Consider the following 12,430-nt stretch of genomic DNA (forward strand, 5'->3'; position numbering starts at 1 on the left):
CGGCGATACAGGGTGATAGCCCCGTACACGAAAACAACCTTGATGTGAAATCGAGTAGGGCGGGACACGTGACATCCTGTCTGAATATGGGGGGACCATCCTCCAAGGCTAAATACTCCTGACTGACCGATAGTGAACCAGTACCGTGAGGGAAAGGCGAAAAGAACCCCTGTGAGGGGAGTGAAATAGAACCTGAAACCGTGTACGTACAAGCAGTGGGAGCCCTTCGGGGTGACTGCGTACCTTTTGTATAATGGGTCAGCGACTTACATTTTGTAGCGAGGTTAACCGTATAGGGGAGCCGTAGGGAAACCGAGTCTTAACTGGGCGTCTAGTTGCAAGGTGTAGACCCGAAACCGGGTGATCTAGCCATGGGCAGGTTGAAGGTTGAGTAACATCAACTGGAGGACCGAACCCACTAACGTTGCAAAGTTAGGGGATGACCTGTGGCTGGGGGTGAAAGGCCAATCAAACTCGGAGATAGCTGGTTCTCCCCGAAAGCTATTTAGGTAGCGCCTCGGACGAATACTACTGGGGGTAGAGCACTGTTTGGGCTAGGGGGTCATCCCGACTTACCAACCCCATGCAAACTCCGAATACCAGTAAGTAATATCCGGGAGACACACGGCGGGTGCTAACGTCCGTCGTGAAGAGGGAAACAACCCAGACCGCCGGCTAAGGTCCCAAAGTTCTGGTTAAGTGGGAAACGATGTGGGAAGGCTCAGACAGCTAGGATGTTGGCTTAGAAGCAGCCATCATTTAAAGAAAGCGTAATAGCTCACTAGTCGAGTCGGCCTGCGCGGAAGATGTAACGGGGCTCAAACCAGGCACCGAAGCCGCGGATTCACACTTATGTGTGAGTGGTAGGGGAGCGTTCTGTAAGTCTGCGAAGGTGTGTCGAGAGGCATGCTGGAGATATCAGAAGTGCGAATGCTGACGTAAGTAACGATAAAGGGGGTGAAAAGCCTCCTCGCCGGAAGACCAAGGGTTCCTGTCCAACGTTAATCGGGGCAGGGTGAGTCGACCCCTAAGGTGAGGCCGAAAGGCGTAATCGATGGGAAGCAGGTTAATATTCCTGCACGACTTGTAATTGCGATGGGGGGACGGAGAAGGCTAGGTGGGCCAGGCGACGGTTGTCCTGGTGAAAGTGCGTAGGTGGTGTTTCTAGGCAAATCCGGAGACACAACACTGAGACACGAGACGAAGCCACTACGGTGGTGAAGCCATTGATGCCCTGCTTCCAGGAAAAGCCTCTAAGCTTCAGATTACAAGTCATCGTACCCCAAACCGACACAGGTGGTCGGGTAGAGAATACCAAGGCGCTTGAGAGAACTCGGGTGAAGGAACTAGGCAAAATAGAACCGTAACTTCGGGAGAAGGTTCGCTCTTGACAGTGAAGTCCCTTGCGGATGGAGCAGTTGGGAGTCGCAGTGACCAGATGGCTGGGACTGTTTATCAAAAACACAGCACTCTGCAAACACGAAAGTGGACGTATAGGGTGTGACACCTGCCCGGTGCCGGAAGGTTAATTGATGGGGTTAGCGCAAGCGAAGCTCTTGATCGAAGCCCCGGTAAACGGCGGCCGTAACTATAACGGTCCTAAGGTAGCGAAATTCCTTGTCGGGTAAGTTCCGACCTGCACGAATGGTGTAACCATGGCCATGCTGTCTCCACCCGAGACTCAGTGAAATCGAATTCGCCGTGAAGATGCGGTGTACCCGCGGCTAGACGGAAAGACCCCGTGAACCTTTACTACAGCTTGGCACTGAACATTGAACCTACATGTGTAGGATAGGTGGGAGGCTTTGAAGGCGTGACGCCAGTTGCGCTGGAGCCGTCCTTGAAATACCACCCTTGTATGTTTGATGTTCTAACGCAGGGCCCTGAATCGGGCTCGCGGACAGTGCCTGGTGGGTAGTTTGACTGGGGCGGTCTCCTCCCAAAGAGTAACGGAGGAGCACGAAGGTTGGCTAATCCTGGTCGGACATCAGGAGGTTAGTGCAATGGCATAAGCCAGCTTAACTGCGAGACGGACAGGTCGAGCAGGTACGAAAGTAGGTCATAGTGATCCGGTGGTTCTGAATGGAAGGGCCATCGCTCAACGGATAAAAGGTACTCCGGGGATAACAGGCTGATACCGCCCAAGAGTTCATATCGACGGCGGTGTTTGGCACCTCGATGTCGGCTCATCACATCCTGGGGCTGAAGTCGGTCCCAAGGGTATGGCTGTTCGCCATTTAAAGTGGTACGCGAGCTGGGTTCAGAACGTCGTGAGACAGTTCGGTCCCTATCTGCCGTGGGCGTTGGATGATTGAAGGGAGTTGCTCCTAGTACGAGAGGACCGGAGTGAACGAACCTCTGGTGTTCGGGTTGTCACGCCAGTGGCACTGCCCGGTAGCTAAGTTCGGAATCGATAACCGCTGAAAGCATCTAAGCGGGAAGCGAGCCCTGAGATGAGTCATCCCTGACCCCTTGAGGGTCCTAAAGGGCCGTTGGAGACCACAACGTTGATAGGTGGGGTGTGTAAGCGCGGCGACGTGTTGAGCTAACCCATACTAATTACCCGTGAGGCTTAACCATACAACACCCAAGAAGTGTTTCTGGTGCTTGTAGCGAATGAACGAACTACTCAAAAATTCAGTGATAGCGACCAGGCAATAGCCAATCAGTCGTTACTCACGTCAGCTTTCCAGATGAAGTTTTTTGCCTGGCGGCCATAGCGCCGTGGAACCACCTGATCCCATGCCGAACTCAGAAGTGAAACGCGGTAGCGCCGATGGTAGTGTGGCATTCGCCATGCGAGAGTAGGACACTGCCAGGCTCCAAACACGAAAAACCCCGCTCGATGAGCGGGGTTTTTTATTGCCTGACATTGACGGCATCCATCTATATCCGGTTGATTTAAAACCGCATCCTCTCTTCATCGGCCCTGATCTGCGCAGGGCAGCACCATATTGACTATGCCGTCTTCCAGCTGGATGTCGATCTGGAAACCCAGCCGCTTGGCCAGATTGATCATGCCGCGATTGCTGGGCATGGTCATGCCCGACAGCTGGCCGATGCCACGCTCTCTGGCGTAGCGCACTATCTTCTCCATCATCAGCTTGCCGAGCCCCAGCCCTTTCATATCCGATCGCACCAGGATGGCAAATTCTGCGTCAGAGTGGTCCGGGTTGGAGATGGCGCGCACCACTCCCAGGATCTGCTGGTTGTAGGGCCCATCCTGCCCCACGGCGACGAAGGCCATCTCCCGGTCGTAATCGATCTGGGTCATGCGGGCCAGCTCTTCGTGCCCCAGCTCCCCCACGTCGGCGAAGAAGCGCTTGTATCTGTCCTCATCGGAGACCTTGAGCACGAACTGCTTGTGGGCCGGTTCGTCCTCCGGCCGGATCGGACGCAGCAGCACATGGCTCTGATCTTTCAGCCAGGCACCCTCCTCCAGTTCGGTGGGATAGGGGCGAATGGCCAGTGGCAGCATCTGCCGACCCTCTTCCATCAGCACCAGCCTGGCATCCAGGATCACCATTTCTTCGCCGCAGGCCTGCAGTGGATGCAGGTCCAGCTCCTGAATTGCGGGGAAGGCCAGCAGCAGCTCGGAGAGCTGGCACAAGACCTGGGCGAGGGCATCGATATCGAGTCGTACCGGACTGGCCTGTTCGCGGATCTTGCCGTTCTTGAGGGCACCGATGATCTGGTAGCGAGCGAGCGCCTGGTTGAGCGGTGGCAGGGCCGCGACCATCTCGTGGGGCTCGGCACCGGATTCCCCGAGCAGGATGACGGGGCCGAACACAGGATCTTGCTGCAGGCGGATCCTCAGCTCCAGACCCCCGCTGCGGCGCGCCATGCGCTGCACCAGCAGCCCTTCTATACGAGCCCCCGGATCGTGCTGGCGGACCCGGTCCAGGATGGCGTCCGCCGCCTGGGCCACTTCTGCCGAGGTGCGCAGATTCAGCATGACGCCGTGCACCTCGGATTTGTGGGCAATGTCAGGTGAGCGCAGCTTCACCGCCACCGGATAACCTATCTGCTCCGCGGTCAGCGCCGCCTCGATGGCATCGGAAACGATCCAGGTCGACAGGGTGGAGAGGCCGGCCGCCTGCATGATGGGTTGCGCCAGGTGGGTGTCCAGTACCTGCTGCTTGCGATCCAGCGCCTGGCGGAGCAACTGCTGGCAGCGCTCGACATCGAGTCTGTCCCCTTGCAGGGAGGCGGGGGTTTCCATCAGCTGTTTCTGGTTGCGGCGGTATTCCACCATGTGCATGAAGGCGGTGACGGCACTCTCCGGAGTACGGTAAGTCGGGATCCCCGCTTCATTGAACAGGCGTCGACCCTCCTGGGCCGAGTATTCTCCCGCCCAGTTGGTCAGTATGTTGAAACGCCTGGCCCTGGGGTGCTGCTTGAGGAAATCGATCAGATTGCTGGCCAGGGTCGCACCGCGAGCGGTGAGGGAGGGGGCGTGGATCAGCAGGATGGCATCGGCCCTGTCCCCTTGCAGCAGCTCGTCCAGCGCGGTTCGGTAGGCCTCCACATCGGCGTCGCTGCCTATGTCCAGAGGGGGCATGGCCATCTTGCCGCCGCGTGCCAGCAGCACGTCTGCGGCCATGTTGGCCAGACCGCGCCCGTTGGAGAGGATGGCGAGTCGCTCCCCCTTGAGGGTCAAGGAGTGGCTCAGGGTTTCGACGGTGGCAAACAGCTCGTGGGTGTCCCGTACCCGCAGCATGCCGGCCCGCCGGATGGCGGCGTCATAGACGTTGTCGAGGCCGTTGGCCGGATCGTGGCGGCCGCTCTTGAGCACCAGAATGGGCTTGTTGCGGGAAGCGGCGCGGGCGGCGGAGAGAAAGTGACGGGCATCGTGCAGCTTGTCCATGTAGATCAGGATGGCGCGGGTCGTCCCGTCGCGGGAGAGCTGATCCAGCAGCTGGCCGAAGTCGATGTCGCAGTGATCCCCAAGCGAAACGAAGGCCGAGAAGCCGATCTCCCGTTGTTTGGCCCAGTCCAGGATGGTGGTGCTGACCGCCGCCGACTGGGACAAAAAGGCCACCTGCCCCGGGGTGGCGGCAATGGGGGAGAAGCTGGCGTTGATGCCCTGTCCGGGCAACAGCATGCCCATGCTGTTGGGGCCGAGCAGGCGGATGCCGTATTGCCGGCAGAGCTGCCTGAGCCGCTGGCGCTCGTCGCCGGAGAAGTGGGCGGCCAGTATGATGGCCGCCCCTGTGCCCTTCTTGCCGAGCTCCTCGATGAGCGGCAGTACCCGCTCGCGCCGGGTGCAGACGATGGCAAGATCCGGAGAGAGAGGGAGGCTCTCGATATCGGGATAGGCGAGCACGCCGGCGATGGCCCGGCAGTGAGGGCTGACCGGCAGTATGGGGCCCTTGAACTGGCCCGCGAGCAGATGCCGGATGACCACATGCCCGGCCTTCTGGGGATCACTGGAGGCACCGATGACGGCAATCGATTGGGGTTTGAAGAGCCGATCCAGGCCGCTTGGTTTCATGGGCACTCCTCATGGCGACCCCCGAGGCGAGGGCGACGTATGGTGCCAGTCTAATACGCTTCAGGCGTTCGTTCTGTGACCCATTGCGGATCACGACCGGGCCAGGGCATTGGCACGCAGATAAAATCTCAGTTCACCCTGAATGCGCCGCACAGTGGCCAGGTGCCTGTCTTGCACATAGATCTCCTGCTCCCGATCGAGCGGGGTGCGCTGGACTCCGAGGCTCTGCAGGTACTCTGCAAACAGGATGGCACTCTGGATTTCGACAAGATGCTGGCTCACGGCATGATCCTCTGTGGTGGATGGATTTGCCGGCCAGTGTCCCCTCTTCTCCAGGGCTTTCATACTGACACATTTGACACTGATGCTGGGGCAGCCCCGGAGTCAGCGCAGCCCTCCCTGACCGCGGGCCGTGTCCCAGAAGGCGCGGATCAGCGGCTCTTCCAGCCGCTTCTTGAGCACGGCGATACCGACATCGAACGGCTTGAGGGAGGGCTTGGGATCGACGATGCGTACCTTGTCCCCCATGGGGCTGTGATCGATCACGGCGGCAGGCACCAGGCCTACGCCGAAGCCGAGCGCCACCATGGCGACTATGCCCTCGTTGCCCGCCACCTCGGCATAGATGTTGGGGGCTATGCCCTTGTTGCGAAACCATTGATCACAGCGTTTGCGGGCCAGCCCCTGCTCCGAGAGGATGAGCGGCAGCCGCTCCCAGTCGGGTTCACCCTGGGAGAACCACTGGCTTTGCTGGGGGGCATTGCGGGGGGCGATAAAGACCAGCGGCACCTGCTGCAGGCTGGCGAACTCCAGCTTGGACGAGAGGGCATCCGGCCTGGCGGCGATGGCGAGATCGGCCTCGTCGGCCAGGATCTTGTCCACCGCCAGGGCGGGGTCGCCGGTCTCCAGCTTGATCTCGAGCTGTGGATAGCGGCGGCGAAAGCGCTCCAGCACCTCGGGCAGCAGGAAGTAGCTGGCGGTGACCGAACAGAAGACCCGCAGCCGCCCCTGCAACGGCTCGTCGCTGCGCCTGAGCTCCTGCTTGAGCCGCCGCCACTCCTGCAGCAGGCTGCCACCGAACTCCCTCAGCTTCTCTCCCGCCGGGGTAAGCCGCACGCTGCGGTTGTCCCGCTCGAACAGCACGCAGCCGGTCTCCTGCTCCAGCCGCTGGATGGCGCGGCTCAGGGTGGAGGGGCTGACCGCCATGGCGTCGGCGCTCTTGCCGAAGTGGAGGGAGTCGGCGAGGTGGAGAAACAGTTCGAGATTGCGAAGGTCCATCTTTGAATTCCTGCAGCGGCGCTTGTGCCGACCATATACCTTCAGGCAGCAAGCCCCCGAGGCGCACCGGGTGGGAAAAACGGCCTGAGAATGCCAAGAGTCACATTTCAATTTCTGCAACGTACTGTTTCGAATATATCAGTTCAGGCAATAAGTGTCCCGCGCTATAGTGGTTTGGACAACGCCGCTACCCGGCATGGAATCAATCGAACGGAGCAATCACCATGGCTAACTATTTCAACACCTTGAACCTGCGTCAGCAGTTGGCCCAACTGGGCAAGTGTCGTTTCATGCAGCGCGAGGAGTTCGCTGACGGTTGTGCGGCGCTCAAGGGCAAGAAGGTGGTGATTGTGGGCTGTGGCGCCCAGGGTCTGAACCAGGGTCTGAACATGCGCGACTCCGGGCTGGATATCTCCTATGCCCTGCGCAAGGCCGCCATCACCGAGAAGCGCGCCTCCTGGCAGAAGGCTACCGACAACGGCTTCGTCGTCGGGACCTATGAAGATCTGATCCCCGCCGCCGATCTGGTGCTGAACCTGACCCCGGACAAGCAGCACTCCGACGTGGTGAAGACGGTCATGCCGTTGATGAAGCAGGGTGCCGCCCTGGGTTACTCCCACGGCTTCAACGTGGTGGAAGAGGGTCAGCAGATCCGCGCCGACATCACCGTCGTCATGGTGGCGCCCAAGTGCCCGGGCACCGAGGTGCGTGAAGAGTACAAGCGCGGCTTCGGCGTGCCGACCCTGATCGCCGTTCACCCGGAGAACGATCCCCAGGGTGAAGGCATGGCCATCGCCAAGGCCTGGGCCTCCGCCACCGGCGGCGACCGTGCGGGCGTGCTGGAATCCTCCTTCGTGGCGGAAGTGAAATCCGACCTGATGGGCGAGCAGACCATCCTCTGCGGCATGCTGCAGGCCGGTTCCCTGCTCTGCTACGACAAGCTGGTTGCCGAGGGCACTGACCCGGCCTACGCCGGCAAGCTGATCCAGTTCGGCTGGGAAACCATCACCGAGGCCCTGAAGCAGGGCGGCATCAGCCTGATGATGGACCGTCTCTCCAACCCGGCCAAGCTGCGCGCCTTCGAGCTCTCCGAGCAGCTGCGCACCCTGATGCGTCCGCTGTTCGAGAAGCACATGGATGACATCATCGCTGGCGAGTTCTCCCGCGGCATGATGGCTGACTGGGCCGAAGACGACGCCAAGCTGTTCGGCTGGCGCGAAGAGACCGGCAAGTCCGCCTTCGAGAATGCCCCGGCCTATGCGGGCAAGATCGCCGAGCAGGAGTACTTCGACAATGGCGTGGTCATGGTGGCCATGGTCAAGGCTGGTGTGGAGCTGGCGTTCGAAACCATGGTGGCCTCCGGCATCTATGAAGAGTCCGCCTACTACGAATCCCTGCACGAGCTGCCGCTCATCGCCAACACAGTCGCTCGCAAGCGTCTGTACGAGATGAACGTGGTCATCTCCGACACCGCGGAGTACGGCAACTATCTGTTCGCCAACGCCGCCGTGCCGCTGCTGCGCGAGCACTTTATGCCGACCCTTCAGGCTGGTGATTTGGGCAGCGCCCGCGCCGAGCCGAAGGCGGTGGACAATCTGGCCCTGCTGGCGGCCAATGAGGCGACACGTAGCCATCCGATCGAAGCGATCGGCCATACCCTGCGTGGCTATATGAAAGACATGAAACGCATCGCCGTCGGCGGTTAATGCCGGCGATGGAAGGGCGGGGGTGACGATCCCCGTCTTCTGGCTGGCTTAGACACCTGGCCAGATCTCCACAGGATGGCAACGCCGGCTTCCGGCAATAAAAAGCCCCGCTCAATGAGCGGGGCTTTTGCATTCAGAAAGACTTGGAAAATCAGGCTTTCCAGGATTTCCAGGTGTTGATCAGACCGTTGGTGGAGCTGTCGTGGCTGGTGACGGCGTCATTGCTGCCCAGTTCCGGCAGTATCTTGTTGGCGAGCTGCTTGCCCAGCTCCACGCCCCACTGGTCGAAGGAGAAGATGTTCCAGATTGCGCCCTGTACGAAGATCTTGTGCTCGTACATGGCGATCAGGGCACCCAGCGTCTTCGGGGTCAGGCTCTTGAACAGTATGCTGTTGGTCGGGCGGTTGCCTTCGAACACCTTGAACGGCACCAGATCCTTGACCTGCTCCAGCGTCTTGCCAGCCGCCAGGAACTCGGCCTCGACCTGCTCCTTGCTCTTGCCGAAGGCCAGGGCCTCGGTCTGGGCGAAGAAGTTGGCCAGCAGCTTCGGGTGGTGGTCACCGATCGGGTTGTGGCTGATGGCTGGTGCCAGGAAGTCACAGGGGATCAGCTTGGTACCCTGGTGGATCAGCTGGTAGAAGGCGTGCTGGCCGTTGGTGCCCGGCTCACCCCAGATGATGGGGCCGGTCTGGTAGTCGACCTTGTTGCCGTTGCGATCCACGTACTTGCCGTTGGATTCCATGTTGCCCTGCTGGAAGTAGGCAGGGAAGCGGTGCATGTACTGATCGTAGGGCAGGATGGCTTCGGACTCGGCACCGTGGAAGTTGTTGTACCACAGGCCGATCAGCGCCAGCAGCACAGGCACGTTCTGCTCATAGGAGGCGGTGGCGAAGTGCATGTCCATCTCGAAGGCGCCTTGCAGCAGGGCTTCGAAGTTGTCGAAACCGACGGACAGGGCGATGGGCATGCCGATGGCAGACCAGGAGGAGTAGCGGCCGCCAACCCAGTCCCAGAACTCGAACATGTTGTCGGTGTCGATGCCGAACTCGGCCACGGCCTTGCCGTTGGTGGAGAGGGCGGCGAAGTGCTTGGCAACGTGGGCCTTGTCACCGGCGATCTGGATGAACCAGTCGCGGGCGGTCAGGGCGTTGGTCATGGTCTCCTGAGTGGTGAAGGTCTTGGAGGCCACCAGGAACAGGGTGGTTTCCGGATCGATCTTCTTCAGGGTCTCGGCGATGTGGGTGCCATCGACGTTGGAGACGAAGTGCATCTGCAGGTGGTTTTTGTAGGGGCGCAGCGCCTCGGTGATCATCACCGGGCCCAGATCGGAACCGCCGATACCGATGTTGACCACGTGCTGGATCGCCTTGCCGGTGTAGCCTTTCCACTCGCCAGCGATGATCTTCTCGCAGAAGCCCTTCATCTTGGCCAGCACGGCGTTCACTTCCGGCATCACGTCCTTGCCGTCGCACTCTATGGGGCGGTCTGAGCGGTTGCGCAGGGCCACGTGCAGCACGGAGCGGCCTTCGGTCATGTTGATCTTGTCGCCGTTGAACATGGCGTCGATGGCGCTGCGCAGATCGGTCTCCTTGGCCAGATCGATGAGCAGCTTGAGGGTCTCCTCGGTGATCAGGTTCTTGGAGTAGTCGACCAGGATGTCGCCTTGATAGGTGAGGGAGAACTTGTCGAAACGCTGGGGATCCTGGGCGAACAGATCTTTCAGCCGGGTCTCTTTGTTCGCTGCAAAGTGGGCTTCCAGTGCCTGCCAGGCCTGGGTCTGGGTTGGATTGATGTTTTTCATAGGATTATCAGTCTTCCAAGTTGTGTTTGAACCTTGCAGGCAAGGCTCCCGCCAAACCTTATTATTCGAGCACTATACCGGGCCCATTATACCGGGCACATGGTGCGGCCCGTGTAACAGAGCTTTACCAATTGTCTGCATCGAAGGAGTTTACAACCAAAACGCTGCGATTATGAGTCAGCAGGGGTCATGAGATCTTGCGTTGGCTCATGCTTCGCCGGTCTCGTCAGGTTGAAAGGGGTTTCAATGTGGCAGGGGTGAGGCGGGGCCGGAGATGGGGTGAGGCGGCTGCCTTTCGAGCGGGTATTGGGCGGGGGTCAGGCCGCCCGGTGGCTGGCCTTTTCCCTGCCCCGGAAACGACGATGCCAGCCCTAAGGCTGGCATCGTGGCCATCATCACTGGATTCAGGCCTGGGTCTTCTGCATGTGCATGACCATCTGGGGGAAGGGGATCTCGACGCCCTCGGCATCGAAGGCCAGCTTCACCTTCTCGTGGAAGTCGAACCAGACACCCCAGTAATCGCCCGTCTTGACCCAGGGGCGCACCACTATGTTGACCGAGGAGTCGGCCAGGGCAGCGACGGCGATGGTGACGGCCGGATCCTTGAGGATGCGGGTCTCTTCATTCACCAGACGCTCCAGGATCTGCTTGGCCTTGCGCAGGTCCGAGCCGTAGCCGATGCCGAAAGTCATGTCGACCCGGCGGGTGTCCATGCGGGAGTAGTTGACTATGGTGCCGTTGAGGATGGCGGAATTCGGGACCACCACCATCTTGTTGTCGGCGGAGGTGAGGGTGGTGGTGAACAGCTGAACGGCCTGCACCACGCCGTTGGTACCGGCCACCTCGATGAACTCACCGGCCTTGATGGGGCGGAAGATGATCAGCAGGAAACCGGCGGCGAAGTTGGAGAGAGAGCCTTGCAGCGCCAGACCTATGGCCAGACCGGCGGCACCTATGATGGCCACGAAGGAGGCGGTCTGTACCCCGACCCGGCCCAGAGCCGCGATCACCACGAACACCAGGATGGTGTACTTGAGGATGCTGCCGACGAAGTGGGTGATTGTGGTGTCCAGCTTGCGGGTATGCATGACCTTGGTCACGCCGCCGCTGATGATGTTGGCGGCGATGTAACCGACCAGCAGGGTGAGCAGGGCGGCGGCGATGTTGACCGAATACTCGATGATCAGTCCCTGGTTATTGACCAGCCAGGTCTGCGCTTCTGTGATGATCTCGGGTTCCATAGAGTGTCCTGTTGGTATTGAAGATTTATGGCGGATAAATCTAACACCGGAGCGCGACAACCTGGGTCGCATCTGATGCTTATTCTCTGCCATCAAAAGCTGCCACAAAAAACAAGGGAGGCCAAGGCCTCCCGCTTCGCACCCACCAGTATGGTCCAGCTTTGCAGCTATGGGTTGCGCATCTATTGCCACCGGGCCTCTAACCCGGTGATGGGTTAAAGGTTTTATTCGGAGCTGATATGTAGGTCGATCCGTCCCTCTGGCTCGGCTCAGCTTTGCAATAACTGGCTGCGCATAAACTGCCACTGATCCTCGAAGCCGGCGGTGGGTTTGAGCTTGAACTCGGAGCGGACGAACTGGCTGATGCGGCCCTCCGCATAGGCCAGCAGCAGGTTGGCCAGCATAGTCTCATCGAGCTGGAAGCCCTGGCCTTCCCGCAGCCGCTTCTCCCTCAGTGCCTGCTTGAGCTGGGTCTCCAGCTTGTCAAACAGGGCGCTGATGCGATCCCGCAGCCGATCGTGCTCGCCCAGCAGGGCATCGCCGTTGAGGATGCGGGTGATGCCGGGATTGCGCTCGGCGAACACCAGCAGCAGCTGCAGTATATGGTGGCAGCGGGCCATGGTGTCCTTCTCTTCGGCCATGATCAGGTTGACCCGTGACAGCAGGGAATCCTCGATAAAGTCGATCAGTCCCTCGAACATCCGCGCCTTGCTCGGAAAGTGTCGATAGAGGGCCGCCTCGGACACACCCACCTCGGCTGCGAGGCGCGCCGTGGTGATGCGCTGGCCCGGACTGGTTTCCAGCATATGGGCGAGTGCCTGCAGGATCTGATCGCGCCGACTCTGTTTCTGGTTACTGCTTGCCATGGATTCCCCTAAAAAAAACAATGGCTTGATTCTGTTATTAGACA

The 12,430-nt window shown here is 59.9% G+C and carries 7 protein-coding genes and 2 rRNA genes (1 of these 9 running past the window's edge); 3 read left to right on the forward strand and 6 right to left on the reverse strand.

Going from position 1 to position 12,430, the window contains the following annotated elements; genetic code table 11:
* Positions 1-2,580, forward strand: a 23S ribosomal RNA gene (locus ACWPWQ_RS04430); it begins 310 nt to the left of the window's first position.
* A gap of 126 nt (positions 2,581-2,706) precedes the next feature.
* Positions 2,707-2,821 (forward strand): 5S ribosomal RNA (rrf, locus tag ACWPWQ_RS04435).
* Positions 2,822-2,920: 99 nt separating this feature from the next.
* Here the strand turns inward: rrf and ACWPWQ_RS04440 are convergent.
* The 3 genes from ACWPWQ_RS04440 to ilvY form a co-directional block, all read right to left on the reverse strand.
* Positions 2,921-5,494 carry a bifunctional acetate--CoA ligase family protein/GNAT family N-acetyltransferase gene (locus ACWPWQ_RS04440; RefSeq protein ID WP_454009096.1) on the reverse strand — a complete coding sequence of 858 codons (2,574 nt, stop codon included), beginning with the start codon at positions 5,492-5,494 and terminating at the stop codon, positions 2,921-2,923.
* Positions 5,495-5,584: 90 nt separating this feature from the next.
* Complete coding sequence (locus ACWPWQ_RS04445) at positions 5,585-5,776, reverse strand: hypothetical protein (RefSeq protein ID WP_025328781.1); 192 nt, start codon at positions 5,774-5,776, stop codon at positions 5,585-5,587.
* A 102-nt stretch (positions 5,777-5,878) separates the two neighbouring features.
* Positions 5,879-6,772 (reverse strand): HTH-type transcriptional activator IlvY, encoded by an 894-nt coding sequence (ilvY, locus tag ACWPWQ_RS04450; RefSeq protein WP_454009097.1) that lies wholly within the window; start codon positions 6,770-6,772, stop codon positions 5,879-5,881.
* Positions 6,773-6,996: 224 nt separating this feature from the next.
* On the opposite strand from ilvY, the gene ilvC reads away from it, so the two are divergent.
* Positions 6,997-8,478 carry a ketol-acid reductoisomerase gene (gene ilvC / locus ACWPWQ_RS04455; RefSeq protein WP_454009098.1) on the forward strand — a complete coding sequence of 494 codons (1,482 nt, stop codon included), beginning with the start codon at positions 6,997-6,999 and terminating at the stop codon, positions 8,476-8,478.
* A gap of 151 nt (positions 8,479-8,629) precedes the next feature.
* Here ilvC and pgi read toward each other — a convergent pair whose 3' ends face one another.
* The 3 genes from pgi to slmA all read right to left on the reverse strand — a co-directional run bounded on the left by pgi (position 8,630) and on the right by slmA (position 12,386).
* The gene (gene pgi / locus ACWPWQ_RS04460) at positions 8,630-10,279 is read right to left on the reverse strand and encodes a glucose-6-phosphate isomerase (RefSeq protein WP_454009099.1); all 1,650 of its coding nucleotides are present in this window, start codon (positions 10,277-10,279) and stop codon (positions 8,630-8,632) included.
* A 404-nt stretch (positions 10,280-10,683) separates the two neighbouring features.
* Complete coding sequence (locus ACWPWQ_RS04465; RefSeq protein ID WP_139438123.1) at positions 10,684-11,520, reverse strand: mechanosensitive ion channel domain-containing protein; 837 nt, start codon at positions 11,518-11,520, stop codon at positions 10,684-10,686.
* Positions 11,521-11,789: 269 nt separating this feature from the next.
* Entirely contained in the window at positions 11,790-12,386 is a 597-nt protein-coding gene (gene slmA / locus ACWPWQ_RS04470; RefSeq protein ID WP_005323760.1) for a nucleoid occlusion factor SlmA, read from the reverse strand.
* Positions 12,387-12,430: the final 44 nt, after the last annotated feature.

The organism is Aeromonas sp. Marseille-Q7275, from assembly GCF_965119515.1.

Coding starts and splice junctions, on each gene's coding strand:
- ACWPWQ_RS04440 (WP_454009096.1), bottom strand. CDS start 5,494: ATGAAACCAAGCGGCCTGGATCGGCTCTTCAAACCCCAATCGATTGCC.
- ilvY (WP_454009097.1), bottom strand. CDS start 6,772: ATGGACCTTCGCAATCTCGAACTGTTTCTCCACCTCGCCGACTCCCTC.
- ilvC (WP_454009098.1), top strand. CDS start 6,997: ATGGCTAACTATTTCAACACCTTGAACCTGCGTCAGCAGTTGGCCCAA.
- pgi (WP_454009099.1), bottom strand. CDS start 10,279: ATGAAAAACATCAATCCAACCCAGACCCAGGCCTGGCAGGCACTGGAA.
- ACWPWQ_RS04465 (WP_139438123.1), bottom strand. CDS start 11,520: ATGGAACCCGAGATCATCACAGAAGCGCAGACCTGGCTGGTCAATAAC.
- slmA (WP_005323760.1), bottom strand. CDS start 12,386: ATGGCAAGCAGTAACCAGAAACAGAGTCGGCGCGATCAGATCCTGCAG.